This window comes from Agromyces sp. NPDC058064, assembly GCF_042885275.1.
GTDB lineage: Bacteria > Actinomycetota > Actinomycetes > Actinomycetales > Microbacteriaceae > Agromyces.
The window spans coordinates 443,781-462,542 of sequence record NZ_JBHVSE010000002.1; the positions used below are offsets into that span (position 1 = coordinate 443,781).

The 18,762-nt window shown below is 72.9% G+C and carries 19 protein-coding genes; 10 read left to right on the top strand and 9 right to left on the bottom strand.

Annotated features, from left to right (window positions below; all coding sequences use genetic code 11):
- Positions 1-76 precede the first annotated feature (76 nt).
- The 3 genes from ACFVSL_RS07860 to ACFVSL_RS07870 are packed head-to-tail and all read right to left on the bottom strand — an operon-like array spanning position 77 to position 3,391.
- Positions 77-1,933: an ATP-binding protein gene (locus ACFVSL_RS07860; protein WP_386939944.1), complete on the bottom strand. Its 1,857-nt coding sequence runs from the start codon at positions 1,931-1,933 to the stop codon at positions 77-79.
- 31 nt (positions 1,934-1,964) lie between these two features.
- Positions 1,965-2,660, bottom strand: coding sequence for a response regulator transcription factor (locus ACFVSL_RS07865; protein WP_022889907.1), 696 nt, complete (start codon positions 2,658-2,660; stop codon positions 1,965-1,967).
- Between the two features lie 56 nt (positions 2,661-2,716).
- Positions 2,717-3,391 (bottom strand): helix-turn-helix transcriptional regulator, encoded by a 675-nt coding sequence (locus ACFVSL_RS07870; protein WP_386939946.1) that lies wholly within the window; start codon positions 3,389-3,391, stop codon positions 2,717-2,719.
- Between the two features lie 90 nt (positions 3,392-3,481).
- On the opposite strand from ACFVSL_RS07870, the gene folE reads away from it, so the two are divergent.
- Genes folE through ACFVSL_RS07890 form a run of 4 tightly spaced genes read left to right on the top strand, consistent with a single transcriptional unit; the run spans position 3,482 to position 7,041 of the window.
- Positions 3,482-4,117: a GTP cyclohydrolase I FolE gene (gene folE / locus ACFVSL_RS07875; protein ID WP_386939948.1), complete on the top strand. Its 636-nt coding sequence runs from the start codon at positions 3,482-3,484 to the stop codon at positions 4,115-4,117.
- A 1-nt stretch (position 4,118) separates the two neighbouring features.
- Positions 4,119-5,363 carry an NAD(P)/FAD-dependent oxidoreductase gene (locus ACFVSL_RS07880; protein WP_386939950.1) on the top strand — a complete coding sequence of 415 codons (1,245 nt, stop codon included), beginning with the start codon at positions 4,119-4,121 and terminating at the stop codon, positions 5,361-5,363.
- The gene (gene folP / locus ACFVSL_RS07885; RefSeq protein ID WP_386939952.1) at positions 5,360-6,286 is read left to right on the top strand and encodes a dihydropteroate synthase; all 927 of its coding nucleotides are present in this window, start codon (positions 5,360-5,362) and stop codon (positions 6,284-6,286) included. Before ACFVSL_RS07880 ends, folP begins: the two co-directional genes overlap by 4 nt.
- Positions 6,283-7,041: a pyrimidine reductase family protein gene (locus tag ACFVSL_RS07890; RefSeq protein WP_386939954.1), complete on the top strand. Its 759-nt coding sequence runs from the start codon at positions 6,283-6,285 to the stop codon at positions 7,039-7,041. The genes folP and ACFVSL_RS07890 overlap by 4 nt, the downstream gene beginning before the upstream one ends.
- Positions 7,042-7,065: 24 nt before the next feature.
- On the opposite strand, the gene ACFVSL_RS07895 is transcribed toward ACFVSL_RS07890, so the two are convergent.
- The 3 genes from ACFVSL_RS07895 to ACFVSL_RS07905 form a co-directional block, all read right to left on the bottom strand.
- Positions 7,066-8,712, bottom strand: coding sequence for a DNA repair helicase XPB (locus ACFVSL_RS07895; protein ID WP_386939956.1), 1,647 nt, complete (start codon positions 8,710-8,712; stop codon positions 7,066-7,068).
- Positions 8,713-8,975: 263 nt separating this feature from the next.
- The gene (locus ACFVSL_RS07900) at positions 8,976-10,841 is read right to left on the bottom strand and encodes a helicase-associated domain-containing protein (protein WP_386939958.1); all 1,866 of its coding nucleotides are present in this window, start codon (positions 10,839-10,841) and stop codon (positions 8,976-8,978) included.
- An 8-nt stretch (positions 10,842-10,849) separates the two neighbouring features.
- Positions 10,850-11,122: a multidrug ABC transporter ATPase gene (locus ACFVSL_RS07905; protein WP_386939960.1), complete on the bottom strand. Its 273-nt coding sequence runs from the start codon at positions 11,120-11,122 to the stop codon at positions 10,850-10,852.
- 112 nt (positions 11,123-11,234) lie between these two features.
- Between ACFVSL_RS07905 and ACFVSL_RS07910 the strand changes: the two genes are divergently transcribed.
- Both ACFVSL_RS07910 and ACFVSL_RS07915 read left to right on the top strand, forming a co-directional pair.
- Positions 11,235-11,615, top strand: coding sequence for a cold-shock protein (locus ACFVSL_RS07910; RefSeq protein ID WP_386939962.1), 381 nt, complete (start codon positions 11,235-11,237; stop codon positions 11,613-11,615).
- Positions 11,608-12,471, top strand: coding sequence for a DUF3027 domain-containing protein (locus ACFVSL_RS07915; RefSeq protein ID WP_386939964.1), 864 nt, complete (start codon positions 11,608-11,610; stop codon positions 12,469-12,471). The genes ACFVSL_RS07910 and ACFVSL_RS07915 overlap by 8 nt, the downstream gene beginning before the upstream one ends.
- A gap of 7 nt (positions 12,472-12,478) precedes the next feature.
- Here ACFVSL_RS07915 and ACFVSL_RS07920 read toward each other — a convergent pair whose 3' ends face one another.
- Together ACFVSL_RS07920 and serC are read right to left on the bottom strand one after the other, a co-directional pair.
- Positions 12,479-12,754 (bottom strand): DUF2530 domain-containing protein, encoded by a 276-nt coding sequence (locus ACFVSL_RS07920; RefSeq protein WP_386939966.1) that lies wholly within the window; start codon positions 12,752-12,754, stop codon positions 12,479-12,481.
- Between the two features lie 4 nt (positions 12,755-12,758).
- On the bottom strand, positions 12,759-13,874 hold the full coding sequence (serC, locus tag ACFVSL_RS07925) for a phosphoserine transaminase (RefSeq protein WP_386939968.1): 1,116 nt from the start codon (positions 13,872-13,874) through the stop codon (positions 12,759-12,761).
- A 72-nt stretch (positions 13,875-13,946) separates the two neighbouring features.
- On the opposite strand from serC, the gene ACFVSL_RS07930 reads away from it, so the two are divergent.
- From ACFVSL_RS07930 to ACFVSL_RS07945, 4 genes are all read left to right on the top strand, one after another.
- Positions 13,947-14,639 (top strand): iron dependent repressor, metal binding and dimerization domain protein, encoded by a 693-nt coding sequence (locus tag ACFVSL_RS07930; protein ID WP_386939970.1) that lies wholly within the window; start codon positions 13,947-13,949, stop codon positions 14,637-14,639.
- Between the two features lie 231 nt (positions 14,640-14,870).
- The gene (locus ACFVSL_RS07935) at positions 14,871-15,734 is read left to right on the top strand and encodes a C40 family peptidase (RefSeq protein WP_386939972.1); all 864 of its coding nucleotides are present in this window, start codon (positions 14,871-14,873) and stop codon (positions 15,732-15,734) included.
- Positions 15,735-16,098: 364 nt separating this feature from the next.
- Positions 16,099-16,596, top strand: a complete 498-nt coding sequence (locus tag ACFVSL_RS07940; protein ID WP_386939974.1) for an HNH endonuclease — start codon at positions 16,099-16,101, stop codon at positions 16,594-16,596.
- A 205-nt stretch (positions 16,597-16,801) separates the two neighbouring features.
- On the top strand, positions 16,802-17,518 hold the full coding sequence (locus ACFVSL_RS07945; RefSeq protein WP_386939976.1) for a CHAP domain-containing protein: 717 nt from the start codon (positions 16,802-16,804) through the stop codon (positions 17,516-17,518).
- A 112-nt stretch (positions 17,519-17,630) separates the two neighbouring features.
- On the opposite strand, the gene ACFVSL_RS07950 is transcribed toward ACFVSL_RS07945, so the two are convergent.
- Positions 17,631-18,671 (bottom strand): lactonase family protein, encoded by a 1,041-nt coding sequence (locus ACFVSL_RS07950; protein WP_386939978.1) that lies wholly within the window; start codon positions 18,669-18,671, stop codon positions 17,631-17,633.
- Between the last annotated feature and the right edge of the window lie 91 nt (positions 18,672-18,762).

An 18,762-nucleotide genomic window follows, 5' to 3' on the forward strand; every position in this document is an offset into this window, starting at 1 on the left:
GCCGAGGTCGGGCGTGCGACCGCTCCGCCCGCGGTGCTTGGGGAGGAGGAGAGCGACGGGAGGGGCGCGGCCAGTCTCAGCTCTCGGCGATGGGCTGCGGCGCCGCCGACGACCCCGCGAGCGGCAGCATGACCCGGAACGTGGCCCCGCCGCCGGGCGTCTCGACCACGTCGACCGCGCCGTTGTGGGCCGCCACGATCGAGGAGACGATCGCGAGCCCGAGCCCAGAGCCGCCCGTCTCGCGCGTGCGCGACGTGTCGGCCCGCCAGAAGCGCTGGAAGATCTTCTCGCGGATCTGCGGCGGGATGCCCTCGCCGTGGTCGACGACCTCGACCACCGCGCGCTCGGCGACGTCGTCGACCGACACCCGGATCTCGAGCGGGCTGCCGTCGTTCGTGAAGCGGATCGCGTTGCCCATCAGGTTCGTGATGACCTGGCGGATCTTGTTCTCCTCGGCGAGCACCACGGCGCGGCGCACCGGCTTCGGCGACGTCTCGGCGGCGTGGACGGCCGCGGCCTGCGCGGCCGCGTCGGCCGCGGTGCGCTCCGCGGCCTTCGCCGCGGCGTCGGCGCGCGCGGACTGCGCCGCGTTCTGCCGGCTCGCGCGCCGTGCCGCCTGCGCCGCCGCCGTCGCCGCACGGCGTGCGGCCTGCGCCTCCTTGCGGGCGAGTGCGGCGGGGGAGGGCTCGCTTCGGGGCTGCCGGCCGCGCAGGCGGGCCAGCGTCGCCCCGGCGAACGAGATGGGGCCGGTCGCCGCGCGGGCGGCGGGGTCGAGCTCGACCTCGAGCTCGGGAGCGTCGGCCGCGGCATCGGGGTCGCCGAGCTCCTCGGGCGCGATCACCGTGACCGTGCGGTCGGGGTGGGCCGCCATCGTGTCGAGCGCCGCGTCGCGGGCGAGCGGCACGAGGTCGACCTCGCCGAGCTCGAGCGGCTTGGCCTCGTCGAGCCGGGCCAGGGCGAGGAGGTCCTCGACGAGGCCGCCCATGCGGATGGCCTCCTTCTCGATCCGGTCCATCGCCTGCGCGACCTCGTCGGGCGACTGGAGGGCGCCCATGCGGTAGAGCTCGGCGTACCCGCGCACCGAGACGAGCGGGGTGCGCAGCTCGTGCGAGGCGTCGCCGACGAATCGGCGCATCTGGTCGATCGTGCGCGCGCGGTCGCGGAAGGCGCGGTCGATCCGGTTGAGCATCGTGTTGAGCGAGCGGTTGAGCCGGCCCACCTCGGTGTTCGGGGTCGCGCCGCCGAGGCGCTGGCTGAAGTCGCCGTCGGCGATCGCGGCGGCCGTGCGCTCGACCTCGCGGAGCGGCCCGAAGGTGCTCGTCACGAGCATGCGTGTGAGGAGGGCGCCCACGAGCACCACGCCGAGGCCGAAGCCGAGGAAGATCGTGAGGTAGACGGCGAGCAGGCGCTCGGTCTCCTTCGAGGAGATCGCGATCACGATCGGCACCAGGGTGCCGTGCGAGTCGGCGGTCATCAACGCCGAGACGGCGCGGAAGGTGGGTTCGCCGTCGGCGTCGTCGAGCGGGAAGGCGGCGTAGTGCCCGCTGTTGCGGGCGGTCACCTGCGCCTGCGTGAGCGTCTTCGGGATGTCGGGCCACTCCGCGGCGGGCTTGTCCTCCCAGTTGCTGCGCTTGTACTCGCCGCTCGAGGTGTAGATCGCGACGAAGACGTCGTCCTCGGGGGTGAAGTCGAGCTGGTTGAGGTTCGTCTGGGCCCGCGGCTTGTCGCTGTCGATGTCGAAGTACCGCTCCATGCTGCCCGAGGCGATCGCCTCGAGCTTCGACTCCAGCTGGTCCTCGACGTACGAGCGCAGCATCGCGGCCGTGCCGATGCCGGAGACGAGCAGCCCGAGCGTCAGCATCAGCACCGTCACCCCGGTGATCTTGGTGCGGAGCGAGATGCGGTTCCACCGCTCGAACAACGTCTGATTCATGGCGGGCCGAGTCTAGGCGGCGGAACCTGAGTCAGGGCTTGGAGGAGGACTTGAGCATGTACCCGAACCCTCGCTTGGTCTGGATGAGGGGTTCGGCCGAGTGCTGGTCGAGCTTGCGACGCAGGTACGAGATGTAGCTCTCGACGATGCCGGCGTCGCCGTTGAAGTCGTACTCCCACACGTGGTCGAGGATCTGCGCCTTCGACAGCACGCGGTTCGGGTTCAGCATGAGGTAGCGCAGGAGCTTGAACTCGGTCGGGGAGAGCTCGACGGGCACGTCGCCGACGAGCACCTCGTGGGTGTCCTGATCCATCGTGAGCTCGCCGGTGCGGATGACCGCGTCCTCCTCGGCGTGCATGGTGCGGCGCAGGATCGCCTTGATGCGTGCGACGATCTCGTCGAGCGAGAACGGCTTGGTGACGTAGTCGTCGCCGCCGACCGTGAGGCCGGTGATCTTGTCCTCCGTGTCGTCCTTCGCGGTGAGGAAGAGGATCGGCGCCGTGTAGCCCGCCGAACGCAGGCGCTTGGTGACGCCGAAGCCGTTCATGTCGGGCAGCATCACGTCGAGGATGATGAGGTCGGGCTCCTCCTCGAGCACGGCCGAGATGGTCTGCGCGCCGTTGCCGACGGCGCGCACCGCGAAGCCGGCGAAGCGCAGGCTGGTGGTGAGGAGGTCGCGGATGTTGGGCTCGTCGTCGACGATGAGAATGCGAGGTCCGTCGCTCATGTCTCGATTCTCTTGACGTTCGCTGAATCTTGGCTGTGAGTCGTGTGGATGGCGGGTCACCGCGGGGTGGGGACGACCCGGATGCAGCACCCCCCGGCGCCGGGATCGAGGAGCACCCGGGCGGGGTCGGTGCCGGTCGAGCGGGCCATGCCGCAGACGAGCGCGTGGTTCAGATCGCAGACGACGGCCGCGTTCTCGAGGGCGAGCCGGTGGAACGGGCAGGTGCCGAGCGTCACCCCCGCGTCGCCGTCGTCGTGCGGTTCGAAGCCCGCGTCGGCGAGCGCGGTGCCGAGGTCGGCGGATGCCCCGGCGAGGCCCCGCCCGGCCCGTTCAGCGGCCTCGTGCAGCGCGTCGCGCACCGGCACGCCGTCGTCGACGGCGCGCCCGATGGCCTCGGCCATGACCCGCCCGCCGAGCTCGTAGAGCCGCGACGGCAGGCTCAGGGCGACCTCGCCGTCGGCGCGGCGGTAGAGCTTCGCCGGCCGCCCCGCGCCGGGGCCGGTGCGGCCGGTGAGCCGGCGGGATTCGGTCGTGAGCAGTCCGGCGTCGACCAGGCGATCGAGGTGGAAGGCCGCCGTGCTGCGCGGCAGGTCGAGCGCCTCGGCGACGTGGTCGCGCCCGACGGCCTCGCGGCTGCGGGCGACCACCCGGTAGACCCGGCGTCGTGCCGGGTCGGCGAGGGCGCCGACCGCGAGGATCGCGTCGGGGTCGCCGTTCGCTGCGGTGCCCATGATCGGATCATATCTCTAAATGCAGCGAACATTGACAAAAGAATTTCGCGGGCCTAGCCTCGGCAGCAGAGGGCCAGCCCGGAGGGAAGCATGACGTCGAGCGAATACGCAGCCGCGGCCGAGGTGCCGAGACTCCACGCCGTGACCGCCGCCGAGGCGGAGCACGCCGTCGACCGCGAGGCGGCCGCCGACGCGGTGCGGGCGCTGCTCGTCGCGCTCGGCCGCGACGTCGAGAGCGAGCATCTCGCCGAGACCCCGCGGCGCGTCGCCGACGCCTACATCGAGATGCTGACGCCCCGCCCGTTCACGCCGACGACCTTCCCGGGCGAAGGCTACGGCGAGCTCGTCGTCGTCCGCGACATCCCGTTCGACTCGCTCTGCGAGCACCACCTGCTGCCCTTCCGCGGCGTCGCCCACGTCGGCTACGTGCCCGGCGGCCGCATCATCGGGCTCTCGAAGCTCGCCCGCGTCGTCGAGCAGTACGCCCGCGACCTGCAGGTGCAGGAGCGGCTGACCGTGCAGATCGCCGACCGCCTCGTCGAGGTGCTCGATCCCGAGGGCGCGGGCGTGGTGATCGAGGCCGAGCACCTCTGCATGTCGCTGCGCGGCGTGCAGGTGCCCGGCACCCGCACCATCACGAGCTCGCTCGCGGGCGTCGTGCGCGACGACGACCGCGTCCGCCGCGAGTTCCTGGACCGCTGCGGCATCGGCAGGACGGAGCAGTGAGATGAACGAGGAACGACTGGTGATCGTCGGCGGCGGGCTCGCCGGAGCCCGGGCCGCGGAGGGCGCGAGGCAGGCGGGGCACGTCGGCCCCGTCACGATCGTCGCCGGCGAGGACGCGATGCCGTACATCAGGCCGCCCCTCTCGAAGGAGTTCCTGACGGGGGCCGCCGAGCGCGACGTCGTCGACGTGCACCCGGTCGAGTGGTACGCCGACGAGCACGTCGAGGTGCTGCGCGGGGTGCGCGCGACCGAGCTCGACCCGGCGGCGCACCGGCTCGGTCTCGCCGACGGCCGCACGCTCGACTACGCGCGCCTGCTCCTCGCGACCGGGGCGAGCGCGCGGCACTGGCGCGCGCCCGGGGGCGAGCTCGAGGGGGTGCACGTGCTGCGCTCCTTCGCCGACTCCGTCGCCCTCCGCGACGCGCTCTCGGCCGGCGGGCGGCGCATGGTCGCCATCGGCGCGGGCTGGATCGGGCTCGAGGCCGCCGCCGCCGCGCGCGGGTACGGCGACGAGGTCACCGTCGTGGCACCCGAGGCGGTACCGCTCGCCGCGGCCGTGGGCACGGCCGTCGGGGGCGTGTTCGCCGAGCTGCATCGGGCGCACGGCGTCGATCTCCGCATGTCGACCGGGGTCGCGGGCATCCGCGGCGCGGAGGGCCGCGCGACGGGCGTCGAGCTCGACACGGGCGAGACCGTGCCGGCCGCCCTCGTGCTCGTCGGCATCGGCGCCGTCCCCGAGACGGGCCTCGCCGACGCGGCCGGGCTCGAGGTGCGCAACGGCATCGTCGTGGATGCCTCGTTCCGCACCAGCGCCGACGACGTCTACGCCGTCGGCGACGTCGCGAGCGTCTACCACCCCGTCCTCGAGACCCACCTGCGCACCGAGCACTGGGCCAACGCCGAGAACGCGGGGCGGGCCGCCGGCCGCGCACTCGCGGGGGAGACGCTCGAGTACGCCGAGATCCCGTACTTCTACACCGACCAGTACGATCTCGGCATGGAGTACTCGGGCTACGGCACCCTGGCCGACGGGGTCGATCCCGTGTTCCGCGGAGACCGCGAGGGTCGCGAGTTCATCGCCTTCTGGCAGCGCGAGGGGCGCGTCGTCGCCGGCATGAACGTCAACGTGTGGGACGTGAACGACGCGGTGCAGTCGCTCATCCGCTCGGGCGCGAGGCTCGACCCCGCACGTCTCGCCGACCCGGCGGTGCCCCTCGACGCGCTCGTCGCCGAGGCATCCGCGTGACCGCAGCGCCGCCCGTCGCGTGGGCCGACCCGAACCTCGCCGAGCCGGTGCGCCGCATCGCGGGGCGGGAGGTCGACTTCCGCACCTCGATCGCGATCATGGCGGTCGTGAACCGCACGCCCGACTCCTTCTACGACCGGGGCGCGACCTTCGGGCTCGACGCGGCCGTCGACGCCGCGCGCCGCGCGATCGACGACGGCGCGGCGTGGATCGACATCGGGGGCGCGAAGTTCGGCCCGGGGCCCGCGATCCCGGTCGCCGAGGAGATCGACCGGGTCGTGCCCGTCGTCGCCGCGCTCGCCGGGTCGGGCGCCGCCCTCTCGGTCGACACCTTCCACGCCGACGTCGCCGCCGCCGCGATCGCCGCCGGAGCGCACGTCATCAACGACACGACCGGCGTGCACGACCCCGCGCTCGCCGAGGTCGTCGCCGACTCCGAGGCGACGCTCGTCATCACGCACAGCCGGGCGGAGCCCCGGCAGTGGTACCCGAAGCCGCAGTACGACGACGTCGTCGGCGACATCTCGGCGTTCCTCGAGCAGCGCACCGCGCTCGCGGTCTCGCGCGGCGTGCCCGAGTCGCGCATCGTGCTCGACCCCGGCCACGACCTCAACAAGAACACCATGCAGACGCTCGAGCTGACCCGGCGGTTCGCCGAGTTCACGAGGCTCGGCTTCCCCCTCGTCGCCGCCGTCTCGAATAAGGACTTCATCGGCGAGAGCCTCGACCGTGCCCGCGGCGAACGACTCGCGGGCTCGATCGCGGCGGCCGTCTTCTGCGCGGCGCAGGGTGCGCGCATCCTGCGCATGCACAACGTCGCAGAATCGGTCGACGCCGCGCGCATGGTCGAGGCGATCATGGGATGGCGCGAGCCCGCGTACCTCAAGCACAACATGGTCGACGGCCCGAACGAGGAGCCGTGACCACGGCCGGGGGCGGGGCATCCCCCGACGCCGGCGAACCGGCCGGCGAGGTCGACCGCGCACGCCTGCTCGCCGCCTACGCACTGCCCGACCGGGCGACCCCGCGCGTCCGCATGAACTTCGTGATGAGCGCCGACGGCGCGGTCACGCTCGGCGGCCGCAGCGGCGGGCTCGGCGACGACGCCGACCGGCTCGCGATGGAGGTGCTGCGCACCCTCGCCGACGTCGTGCTGGTCGGAGCCGGCACGGTTCGCGCCGAGGGCTACGGCGGCCTGGGCCTCGGCGAGGCCGGCGTCGCGTGGCGGCGCGAGCACGGGCTGGCCGACCAGCCCCGCGTCGCCGTCGTCTCCTCCGCGCTCGACCTCGACCCCGGGCACCCGTTCTTCGCCGACGCGGTCCTGCGCCCGATCGTCGTCACCCACGCGGCATCCGACCCGGGGCACCGTGCCGCGCTCGCCGAGGTCGCCGACGTCCTCGTCTGCGGCGCGACCGCCGTCGACGTGCTCGCGATGCGCGACGCGCTCGCGGCGGCGGGCCTCCCGCAGGTCCTCTGCGAGGGCGGCCCCCACCTGTTCGCCTCGCTCGTCGAGGCCGACGCCGTCGACGAGCTGTGCCTCAGCCTCAGCCCGCTGCTCGTCTCGGGCGACGCCGGCCGGATCACCGCGGGCGGGCACGAGCACGCGCGTCGCATGCGGCTCGTGCACGCGATCCAGGCCGGCGACCTGCTGCTCCTCCGCTACGCGCGCGAGCGCTGAGCGGGCCGCGCGCCCGAGGCCGGCTCAGGCCGCCGGGTCGAGGGTGTGCGCGTCGAGAATCGTGTACGAGTAGCCCTGCTCGGCGAGGAACCGCTGCCGGTTCTGCGCGAAGTCCTGGTCGACGGTGTCGCGCGAGACGAGCGTGTAGAAGTTGGCGCTGAGCCCCGACTCCTTGGGCCGCAGCAGCCGGCCGAGTCGCTGCGCCTCCTCCTGCCGCGAGCCGAACGAGCCCGAGACCTGGATCGCCACGGTCGCCTCGGGCAGGTCGACCGAGAAGTTCGCGACCTTCGACACCACCAGCACCGGTGTCGTGCCGTCGCGGAACTCCTGGAAGAGCCGCTCCCGTTCGTCGACCGGCGTCGAGCCGGTGAGCTGCGGGGCGCCGAGCTCCTCCGCGAGCTCGTCGATCTGGTCGAGGTACTGGCCGATCACGAGGATGCGCTCACCCGCGTGGCGGGCGACCAGCTCCTTCACGACGCCGAGCTTCGCCGGCGCCGTCGCCGCGAGCCGGTAGCGCTCGTCGTCGGCGGATGCCGCGTACGCGAGCCGCTCGGACTGCGGCAGGTCGATGCGCACCTCGAAGCAGGCGGCGGGGGAGATGAAGCCCTGCGCCTCGATCTCCTTCCACGGGGCGTCGAATCGCTTGGGGCCGATGAGCGAGAACACGTCGCCCTCGCGGCCGTCCTCGCGCACGAGGGTCGCGGTGAGGCCGAGGCGCCGGCGCGCCTGCAGCTCGGCGGTGAGCTTGAACACGGGCGCGGGCAGCAGGTGCACCTCGTCGTAGACCACGAGGCCCCAGTCGAGGGCGTCGAGCAGGGCGAGGTGGGCGTACTCGCCCTTCCGCTTCGCGGTGAGGATCTGGTACGTCGCGATCGTGACGGGCTTGACCTCCTTCACCTGCCCCGAGTACTCGCCGATCTCGTCGGGGGTGAGGCTCGTGCGCTTCAGCAGCTCGTCGCGCCACTGCCTGGCGCTCACGGTGTTGGTGACGAGGATGAGGGTCGTCGTCTTCGCGGTCGCCATCGCGCCCGCGCCGACGAGGGTCTTGCCCGCGCCGCAGGGCAGCACGACGACGCCCGATCCGCCCTCGAAGAAGTTGTCGACCGCCTTCTGCTGGTAGTCGCGCAGGTGCCAGCCCGATTCGTCGAGCTCGATCTCGTGCGGCGTGCCGGGCGTGTAGCCCGCGAGGTCCTCGGCGGGCCAGCCGAGCTTCACGAGCTCCTGCTTGAGCTGCCCCCTGGCCCACGGCTCGACGAGGAAGCTCGTGTCCCCCACGCGCTCGCCGATGAGCGGAGCGATCTTGCGGGCGCCCACGACCTCGGTGAGCACGGCCACGTCGTCGCCGTGCAGCCGGAGCTCGCCTCCGTCGGTGCGGTCGATCACGAGCCGGCCGTAGCGGCCGACCGTCTCGCGCATGTCGACGGCGACCGTCTGCGGCACCGGGAACTTCGCGTAGCGCTCGAGTGTGCCGAGCATGTCCTCGGCGTCGTGGCCCGCCGCGCGGGCGTTCCAGAGGCCGAGCCGGGTGATCCGGTACGTGTGCACGTGTTCGGGGGCGCGCTCGAGCTCGGCGAACACCGCGAGGTCGTGCCTGGCGTCTTCGGCGAGCGGGTGCGCGACCTCGAGCAGCACGGTGCGGTCGCTCTGCACGATGAGGGGGCCGTCTGACATAACCGTCGAGTCTACGCCCGCTCGGTGGGAGGGCCGCCGGGCGGGGCGCCCCGGGCGCGTCGGCGGGAGGGACATCGGGGGAGCGGCGCCGCCCCAGGGGCCTCGTCGACGAGACGGTGGGCCGGGGCCGGGGCCGGGGCCGAGGCCGGGGCAGGCGCGGGGCCGGGGCCGGAGCCGGGGCCGGGGCCGAGGCCGGGGCAGGCGCGGGGCCGGAGCCGGAGCCGGGGCCGGGCGACGGGCCGCCGGCCCTCGACGGGCTCCGCTCAGACGTCGGCGGGCGCTGGGGCGACCGCCGCGATCGCCGACAGCGGCAGGGTGCGCTCGATGTCGGCCTTGCGGTCTCGCGCGCGGAGCCGGCCGTTCGCGACGCTCGCCGGCGCGAGCAGGTAGTCGGCGGTGTCGCCGCCCGGCATCCGCACGGTCACCGTCAGCGTCTCCTTCGAGCGGGCGGCGGCTTCGAGCTGACGGGCGAGCCAGGCCCGCTCGGCGTCGTCGCCGGTCTGCTCCTCCGCCATGCGCTCGAGCATCGCCGCGATCGGGTCGGTCGCCGGTGCCGCGACCGGGGCGGGCGCGAGACGGTGCCGTTGCAGGCGGACGATCTCGCCTGCCGCGTCCTCGGCGGCGACCGGGTACTTGGCGTCGGAGAGCGCCCAGAAGACGACGTCGGGTGCGAACCGCGAGAGCAGCCGGTGCGTGCCGGTCTGGCGCAGGGCGAGCGAGGAGAGCGACTGGTCGACCGCGAGCGTGCGGATGAGCTGCTCGTCGTCGGAGCGGATCGACGCCCGCGCCGGCGCATCGGACTCGGCCGCGCTCGACACGCGCACGGCGCCGAAGCGCTCGGCGGCCTCGGCGACGAGATAGGCGAGCGGCTGCGGGATGCCGGTGAGCGAGATCCCGCCGAGGAACTCGAGGATGGAGTCGGCGGTCTCGCCCGCGGCGAGGCCGCGATTCACGGATGCCGCGCTCACGCGGTAGGTCGAGGCGAGGTCGCGGCCCTCGACGTCGGCGACGCCGCGGAGCCGCCCGTCGAGTGCGGGCTCGAGCGGGCCGGGCGCGACGATCGAGAGATCGTGCTGGAGGTAGACGCGGTCGACCTGGGCCGGGAAGTGGGCGGCGACGAGGTCGGCCGCGCGCTCGAGCTCGCCGCCGAGCACGAGCCGCCCCGCCTCGACCGGCTCGCCCGACACCGCGAGGCCGAGGGCCTCGGCCTCGCCGAAGAGCCGCTCGAGGCCGTCGTCGAGCCAGGCGCCGCCCGCCGGGTACAGCCACCGTACGTCGTCGCGCAGCGCGGTCGCCGTCAACGGATCGTTGCGACGGGCGACGAGGCGACGGAGCGTCTCGGGGATGCGGTCGCGCCAGCACTCGGCGAGCCGCAGCCACCGGCCGCGCGCGGACTCGAGCGACCACGCCGCACCCAGGTCGGACTCGAGCCAGAAGGCGCCGTCGCGCACGACCAGCCCGGCCTCGTCGGCGCGGTGGAAGAGGCGGGGGAGCGCGTCGAGCTCGGTGCCGCTCGCCTCGGCGAGCCGCTTCGAGTCGGGCAGTGCGAGGCCGCCCTTCGCGAGCTCGCGGGCCGGCTGCGCCCCCAGCGCGGCGAGCAGCTCGGCCGTCGCCGTCACGGTCGCGTACGCGCCCTCCGACGAACGCCGCTCGAGCAGGCTCCGGTCGACGGAGTCGCTCGGCACGAGCACCGGGGGAGCCGGGGCGGCGAGGTCGCCGGCGGTCGGCAGGTCGACGCCGAGCCGCGGTACCAGCCGGGCGGCGACGGCGCCGGGCACGTGGACCCGCGAGTCGCCGGCGACCACGAGGAGGGAGCGGGAGAGGTCGTCGATCAGCTCCCCGGTCGCATCGACCCGGGTGCTCGTCGCGCCCAGCCCCGTGAGCTCGCCCCGCACCGCCTCGACCGTGCTGCCGCCGGTGCCGTCGGCGAGCGCGGCCGCGACGGCGAGCACCGCGAGGTGCCGGCGGTCGAGGCGGCCGATCGCCTGGTCGAGCGAGTCGGGCGCGAGGAGCGCCTCGGCGAGGTCGAAGAGGTCGTGCACGCCGGTGGTCTCGAACTCGCGCGTCCGCAGTGCTGCGGCGAGATCGTCTCGCGTCAGCTCGCGGAGTCGTGCGGCGAGTTCGAGCATCGTCTCCGCTAGCTCGATCCGGCTCGGGACTCGCGGGATCGGCGCACGCTGTTGATGATGAGCAGCACGATGAGGAGCACGAACGCGATCGGCAGGCCGAACAGCGGGAGGATCGTGACGACGGGCCAGATGCCCGAGCCCATCTCCTGACGGGAGACTCCCGAGAAGGTGCCGATCATGACGGCGAAGAAGCAGACGATCGAGAGCCCGACGATCGACGCGAACATCACCGCGAGGATGCGCTCAGCGCGATGCTCGGAGATAGGGCCGGAATCGCTCACCCGTCAAGAATAGGGCACGGAGGCCTCGCTACGGGGGACGTGACTCTAGACTGGAGGCAGAACGGCGCGTTGATTTCGGCGCGCCGTGAGACGTATAAGCGAGGTTTCCACGATGCCCACCGGCAAGGTCAAGTTCTACGACGAGGACAAGGGTTTCGGCTTCATCAGCGGCGATGACGGCCAGGAGGTCTTCCTCCATGCATCAGCCCTCCCCGCCGGCGCGACCGTGCGTGCGGGCAGCAGGCTCGAGTTCGGCGTCGCCGAGGGCAAGCGCGGCGCGCAGGCGCTCTCGGTGCGCGTCATCGACACGCCGGTGAGCCTCACCAAGATCCATCGCAAGCCGGCCGACGACATGGCGATCATCGTCGAGGACGTCGTGAAGGTGCTCGACGGCATCGGCGCAGACCTGCGTCGTGGCCGCTACCCCGAGAAGTCGAAGGCGCGCACCGTCGCCGCGGTGCTGCGGAAGGTGGCTGACGATCTGGATGCCTGAGACGCCCGACATCCAGCACCCGGTCGCCGCCGAGTCGGCGACCGGGGCCGACGCCGCCCGAGCGGCGGGAACGGTCGAACCCTCGCTCGAGCAGGACGGGGCCGACGACACGGCGGACGCGGTCGTCGAGACGGACGCGGTCGTCGAGACGGCGCCTCCCGTCGCCGACGAGGTGCTGCTCGCGTCGGTCGACCTCGCCCGGCGAGCGCTGCTCGAGGTGACGGCGCCCGAGACGGTCGGCTCGGTCATCGGTCACACGGTCGAGGGCGAGCACGTGCTCAGCCTGCTCTTCGCCTCGGACCTCGCGGGCTACCCCGGCTGGCGGTGGAGCGTGACGATCGCGCGCGTCGACGACGCGGAGCCGACCGTGCTCGAGACCGAGCTGATGCCCGGCGAGCAGGCCCTGCTCGCGCCCGAGTGGGTGCCGTGGTCGGAGCGGCTCGCCGAGTACCGCGCGGCCCAGCAGGCGGCCGCCGAGCTCGCCGCCGCCTCGGCCGAGGGCGACGAGTTCGAGGACGAGCACGACGACTCCGGCGAGGAGGACTCCGACGAGGACGAGTCCGACGAGGACGAGTCGGACGACGACGGGATCTCGCACGACGACGTCTTCGACGGGATCGACATCGACGCGCTCGACGTGGATGAGACGCAGGTCGAGGACGACTCGGACGACGACGACGACTCGGACGACGAAGACGACTCGGACGACGACGACGAGGACGACGACGACTCGGACGTCGACGAGGACGACGACGAAGACGACTCGGACGACGAGGACGACGAGGACGACTCGGACGACGACGAGGACGACTCGGACGACGACGAGGACGACGACGAGGCGACGCCCACGGCGTGACCCGGGCTCAGGCCGAGAGGCCGGATCCGTCGTCGCGCGGCCGACTGGCGCGACGACGGATCACCTGCACCACGACGATCCCGACGATCCCGAGTGCCACCCCGACGATCGCGGCCACGAGGAACCAGCCGAGGCCCGCGGCCTCGAGCGGTGCGCGGAACAGCAGGCAGACGGCGGCCACCACGAGCCATCCGATCGTGCCGGCGACGAGCGCCTTGCGCGCGTCGGCCCGCGCGGGCGCCGGATCGGGGCGGCGCTCCTCCTCGCTGAGCCAGAGGCGCACCCGGTCAGCCGATCCGCTCGAGGACGTGGTCGATCGAGGCGATGAGCTTGCGGACGTCGTCGGGCTCGATGGCCGTGAAGGTCGCGATGCGCAGCTGGTTGCGGCCGAGCTTGCGGTACGGCTCGGTGTCGACGACGCCGTTCTCGCGCAGCACCTTCGAGATCGCCGAGGCGTCGACCGACTCGTCGAAGTCGATCGTCACGACGACCTGCGAGCGGTCGGCGGGATCGGCGACGAACGGGGTCGCGACGCTCGAGGCCTCGGCCCAGTCGTACAGCAGCCCGGAGGACTCGCGGGTGCGCGCATCGGCCCACGCGAGGCCGCCCGAGGCGTTGATCCAGTCGATCTGGTTCTCCATGAGGAGCAGGGTCGCGAGCGCCGGCGTGTTGAGCGTCTGGTCGAGGCGCGAGTTGTCGACGGCGTTCTTCAGCGAGAGGAACTCGGGGATGTACCGGTCCGATGCGGCGACGCGCTCGACGCGCTCGATCGCGGCGGGCGACATGAGGGCGAACCACAGGCCGCCGTCGGCCGCGAAGTTCTTCTGCGGTGCGAAGTAGTAGACGTCGAACTCGCCGGCGTCGACGGCGGCGCCGCCCGCGGCGCTCGTCGCATCGATCACGGTGAGTGCGCCGGGGTCGCCCGCGACGCGCTCGACGGGCGCCTGCACGCCGGTCGAGGTCTCGTTCTGCGGCCAGGCGTAGACGTCGAAGCCGGCTGCGGCCTCGACGCGCGCGCTCGTGCCGGGTGCTGCCGTGCGCACCTCGGGGGACTCGAGCCAGGGGGCGCCGGCCGCCTTGGCGAACTTCGCACCGAACTCGCCGAACGAGGCGAGCTGCGCGCGTCGCTCGATGAGCGAGACGGCGGCCGAGTCCCAGAAGGCGGTCGAGCCGCCGTTGCCGAGCACGACCTCGTAGCCGTCGGGGAGCGAGAACAGCTCGGCCAGCCCGGTGCGGACCCGGCCGACGAGGTTCTTCACGGGCGCCTGGCGGTGCGAGGTGCCGAGGAGGGCCGGGCCGACCTCCGCCAGGTGGGCGAGCTGCTCGGGGCGGACCTTCGAGGGCCCGCATCCGAAGCGTCCGTCGGCGGGCAGCAGGTCAGCGGGGATCACGAGGCTCGGCATGCGACGAGTCTAGCGAGACGGTGGTGGCCGCTAGGCTTGATGACGGGCTGCGACGAAACGGGAGGATACCGCGTGACCGATCTGATCGATACGACCGAGATGTACCTGCGCACGATCCTCGACCTCGAAGAGGAGAACATCGTGCCGCTGCGCGCGCGCATCTCCGAGCGTCTCGGTCACTCCGGCCCGACCGTCTCGCAGACCGTCGCCCGCATGGAGCGCGACGGCCTCGTCGTCGTCTCGGGCGACCGCCACCTCGAACTCACGCCCGAGGGCCGCAGCAAGGCCGTGCACGTCATGCGCAAGCACCGCCTCGCCGAGCGCCTGCTCGCCGACGTCATCGGCCTCGAGTGGGAGTACGTCCACGACGAGGCCTGCCGCTGGGAGCACGTCATGAGCGAGCAGGTCGAGCGCCGACTCATCGAGATCCTGGGCGGCCCGAAGGAGTCGCCGTACGGCAACCCCATCCCGGGCCTCGAAGAGCTCGGGCTGCCGCCCGCCGACCCCTTCATGGCCGGCGTGGTGAACGTCGTCGACGCGGTCGCCGACCGCGAGGAGCCCGTGCGCGGCACCGTGCGCCGGCTCGGCGAGCCCGTGCAGTTCGACCCCGAGCTCCTCGGCCAGCTCAAGCAGGCCGGCGTGATGCCCGGCGCGCTCGCGAGCTTCAGCCGTGCGGGCGGTTACGTGCTCGTCGAGGTCGACGGGGCCGAAGGCGGCATCGAGCTGCCGACCGAAGTCGCGGGGCACCTGTTCATCAGCGTCTGAATCGGCCGTCGCCGCCGCGCGATTCCGCCGATCTCCGCCGCGCCGTGATCGAAATGTGACATTCGGGCCCTCCTCGCGTACCCTCGTACGAGTCCACCGGCACGAAGCCAGCCGGAGGGCCCGGGGTCGAGACGCTCCCAGCGCTCACCGCTCGACCCGGTACCCGTGAGGCGCCCTGCGCGCATCAGGTGAGACGACATGCAGATGGCGTGGGGCGACGGAGGTTACATCTTGGCTCGACTCTCCCGGCGCCGTCCCACCAGGACCCGCGCTCGCGGGGCCGCGACGAAGGCGATCATCGCCTCGAAGGCCCCCGGTTCCCCCACCACCCCCCAATCCCAGGATCTCGCGAAGGCCGTCGCCGCGACGCCGCTGCCGTCGACGAGGCGCCTCCGCCGAGGCGGACTGGCCAACATCCTCGTGATGACCGCTGCAGCCGGCATCGTCGGCACGCTCGCGATCCCGGCGTACGCCATCGCCCCGGGCAGCGTCGGTCCCCAGTTCGGCGAGACCGACGCGACCCGGCTGTCGAAGGCGCAGGCGCAGACCGTCGAGGTCACCGACGACGTGATCGCGGCGCCCGTGGCCGACGACGGCTACGCGGCCGTCTCCGGCGAGGAGATCCGTGCTGCGGCCGAAGCCGCCGCAGCCGCCGAGGCGGCCCGCATCGCCGCGGAGAACGCGATGACCTCGTACGCGGCGTCCTACGACGGCCCGTCGGTCGGCGACTTCCTCGCGAACCCGCCGTACCCGAGCTTCGATCTCGCGAGCGTGTACAGCGTCGCCACCCAGTACATCGGCACGCCCTACGTCTACGGCGGCGCGACGCCGGCCGGCTTCGACTGCTCGGGCTTCGTCATGTACGTCTACGCGCAGTTCGGCGTCAGCATGCCCCACTCCTCCGCCGGGCAGGGCGCCATGGGCACCGTCATCTCCGAGGCCGACGCGCAGCCGGGCGACCTCGTCATCATGGACGGCCACGACGGCTTCTACGCCGGCGACGGCATGATCCTGCACGCTCCCTACGAGGGGGCGTCGGTGCGCGTCCAGCCCATCTGGACGAGCGACTACTCGATCGTGCGCATCGGCATCTGAACGTGAACACCGCGTGTCCTGCACGCGACGAACGGCGCGCCGGGAGTTCCCGGGGCGCCGTTCGTGCTCTAGCCTGAAACCCTGACGATCCGAGATACCGGGCAGGTGAAGCCGATGGTGAAGGCGCACAGCATCCATTCCACGGGTGCGCGCGCGCAATTCCACCAACGGCGCAGCAGTCAGCCGAGTACCATCCGCGCGAACGCGCCGACGGGCACTGTCTTCACGACGGTGCCCGTTTTTCGTTCTCCGGGTGCTTCCGGCGCCGCCTCCTCCCGCAGTTCGGCCCCCGCCCGGGGCGCCGTCGGGCCGTCGGATCCTGCACGCGGCTGGAAGCCATCCAGCCCCGATCGGAAGGCCCCCCATGCGCACACTCGTGCTCAACGCCGGATATGAACCGCTCGCCGTCGTCTCCTTCAAACGGGCGCTCCTGCTCGTGATGAACCAGAAGGCGACCGTCATCCTCCGCGAGGAGGGCAATCCGGTGTGCGCGGCGAGCGGCAGCTGGGACAGGCCCAGCGTCATCCTCCTGACCCGGTACGTGCGAGCGCCCCGATCGCACCAGGTGCCGGTGAGCCGTCGGGGCGTGCTGCGCCGCGACGACCACCGCTGCGCGTACTGCGGGCGATCCGCCGCCACGATCGACCACGTGCTGCCGCGCTCCCGCGGCGGGCGCGACACGTGGGAGAACCTCGTCGCGTGCTGCCTCAGGTGCAACAACACGAAGAGCGACCGGACGCCGGCCGAGATGGGCTGGGAGCTGCGCTTCACGCCGAAGATGCCGAACGGCCGCAGCTGGGCCGTCCGCGGCGTCGAGCGGCCGCTGCCGCAGTGGAGTGAGTACCTCGCGACCGCCGCCTGAGTGCCGCTCCGGGCCCGTTCCGCCGCTCGTCGACGCCGACCCGCGCCGACCGCGCCGGTGCCCGGGAGCGTCGTCGTGACAAACGAGGCGGGCGTGCCCTAGGGTAGGTCGGGTGCGGACCGCCCCCCGAGATCCTGAGCATGGTCGTCGTCGACGCCCAGAGCCGGTAGCTTCGACCTCGCGCGCACCGCGACGCAACGGCCCGATGCGAGTGCTTTCGACCGTCCTCGTCGTCCCCGCGATCGTCGGCACCGTCGCCCTCCCGGCCTACGCCATCATCCCGGGCGGCAGCGAGTTCGGGGCATCCGGCGACTTCAGCCTGAGCGTCGCCGAGGCGCAGGACGTCTCGGTGGGCGCGCTCGCGAGCGGCGCGCCGATCGTCTCCGACGGGTACGCGGTGACGACCAAGGCCTCGATCGAAGAGGCGCGACTCGCGGCCGAAGAGGCCGAGCGGGCGCAGTGGGCCTCCGAGCTCGCCTCTCGCGGCGGCGGCAGCTACGCCCTCTACACCGTCCGCGCCGAGGGCGACGACTACCCCTGGTGGGACCAGCTGCCCGACGACTACGGCGGCGGGCTCTCGCCGCTCCGCTACTACTACCGCGAGTGCGTCGACTTCGTCGCCTGGCGGCTCAACCGCGACGCCGGCGTGACCAGCGCCCCGTGGAAGTGGGACTGGTCGAACCTCGCGTCGGGCAGTGCCTACGCGTGGGCCGACGAGTGGGTGAACCACGGCTGGCCGACCTCGAGCACCCCGGTCGTCGGTGCGGTGGCGTGGTTCCCGTACAACCACGTGGCCTACGTGCAGTCGATCAACAGCGACGGCTCCGTGAACATCGAAGAGTACAACCAGAACTCCGACCACTCGTACCACCAGCGCACGATCCCCGCGGGCGACGCGCTGTACCTGTACCCGCCGGCCTGATCCGACGCGTCGAGCGCCGGCGCCCGAGCGGCTCCGGAGAGCCTCCGGGATCCGACGGACGCCGGGATCCGGTGGACGCCTGGCTCCGGCGAGCCGCGGGGTTCCGCGATCCCTAGGGCACCCGGGCGAGACACGCCGGCGCAGGCGTCTCGACCGTGTCGACGACCTCCAGCGGCACGCCCGTCTCGTCGAGCGCGATGATCGCGATCGAGTCGGAGGCCTGGTCGGCGACGAGGGCGAAGCGCTCGTCGTGGCTCAGCTCGAGGTCGCGCGGGTGCCGCCCGCCCGTCGGCACGGTGCCGACGAGCTCGAGCGTGCGCGCCTCGACGTCGAGGCGCAGGCCGCGCAGCGCGTCGGCATCGCGGTCGCCGATGAGCACGATGCCGCCGCGGGTGAGCCGGATGGCCGAGCAGCCGAGTCCGCGCGGCTCGGTGTCGGGTCCGATCGGGAACCAGGCGAGTTCGCGGCCCTCGACGAGGTCGATCAGGCTCGCCGTCCGGTCGAGCTCGTTCGCCGTGACCGCGAGGTCGCCCGAGACGACGAGGTGGCGCGGGCCGGCACCCGGGTGGATCACGATGTCGGCGCCGTCGTCGGTCTCGAGCGACTCGGGCAGGCGGCCGAGGCCGATGACGCGCACGCGGTCGGCGCCGAGGTCGGGAACGAGCAGCCGATCGCGATCGTGGTCGAGCACCGCCTGGTGCGGGTGAGACCCTGCCTGCCGCTCGACGTTCGGGCCGGAGCCCGAGAACTCGGCCTCGAGCACGACGTCGGCCGAGGCGTCGGGCGCGAGCGGGTGCACGGTGACCCGATGCCCCGAGTAGTTCGCGGCGAAGGCGATCTCGCCCGACTCGGTGAACGCCAGGTGGCACGGGTCGCCGCTCGTGACGCCGACGCGGCTGAACGGGGCGAGCCCGTCGCCCTCGAAGGTCCAGCTCGAGATGCGGCCGTCGGCGAGCTCGTGCACGACGCCGAGCACGCCGGCCGCCGCCGAGACCGCGAGGAACATGGGGTTCGGCCCGACGTCGATCGGCTCGCCGAGCCTCGCGAGGCCGTCGGCGTCGAGATCGAGCGAGCGGATGCCGCGGGCGGGCGAGCCCAGCGCGCCGAGCGTCGACGCACCGACCCAGAATCTCGTCGTGCCCGTCTCGATCATGCCGACTCCGTCCTCGCGGCCGGGCCGCGCGTCCATGCGCACCGTGCGCCGCCGATCACGCTACCCGAGAGCCGATAGACTCGTACGACCG

Bases quoted from the DNA above. Each gene is read 5' to 3' on its own strand.
- ACFVSL_RS07945 (WP_386939976.1), top strand. From the start codon at position 16,802: ATGCGAGTGCTTTCGACCGTCCTCGTCGTCCCCGCGATCGTCGGCACC.
- ACFVSL_RS07910 (WP_386939962.1), top strand. From the start codon at position 11,235: ATGCCCACCGGCAAGGTCAAGTTCTACGACGAGGACAAGGGTTTCGGC.
- ACFVSL_RS07915 (WP_386939964.1), top strand. From the start codon at position 11,608: ATGCCTGAGACGCCCGACATCCAGCACCCGGTCGCCGCCGAGTCGGCG.
- ACFVSL_RS07900 (WP_386939958.1), bottom strand. From the start codon at position 10,841: ATGCTCGAACTCGCCGCACGACTCCGCGAGCTGACGCGAGACGATCTC.
- ACFVSL_RS07950 (WP_386939978.1), bottom strand. From the start codon at position 18,671: ATGATCGAGACGGGCACGACGAGATTCTGGGTCGGTGCGTCGACGCTC.
- ACFVSL_RS07860 (WP_386939944.1), bottom strand. From the start codon at position 1,933: ATGAATCAGACGTTGTTCGAGCGGTGGAACCGCATCTCGCTCCGCACC.
- ACFVSL_RS07940 (WP_386939974.1), top strand. From the start codon at position 16,099: ATGCGCACACTCGTGCTCAACGCCGGATATGAACCGCTCGCCGTCGTC.
- folE (WP_386939948.1), top strand. From the start codon at position 3,482: ATGACGTCGAGCGAATACGCAGCCGCGGCCGAGGTGCCGAGACTCCAC.
- ACFVSL_RS07870 (WP_386939946.1), bottom strand. From the start codon at position 3,391: ATGGGCACCGCAGCGAACGGCGACCCCGACGCGATCCTCGCGGTCGGC.
- ACFVSL_RS07895 (WP_386939956.1), bottom strand. From the start codon at position 8,712: ATGTCAGACGGCCCCCTCATCGTGCAGAGCGACCGCACCGTGCTGCTC.
- serC (WP_386939968.1), bottom strand. From the start codon at position 13,874: ATGCCGAGCCTCGTGATCCCCGCTGACCTGCTGCCCGCCGACGGACGC.
- ACFVSL_RS07865 (WP_022889907.1), bottom strand. From the start codon at position 2,660: ATGAGCGACGGACCTCGCATTCTCATCGTCGACGACGAGCCCAACATC.
- ACFVSL_RS07880 (WP_386939950.1), top strand. From the start codon at position 4,119: ATGAACGAGGAACGACTGGTGATCGTCGGCGGCGGGCTCGCCGGAGCC.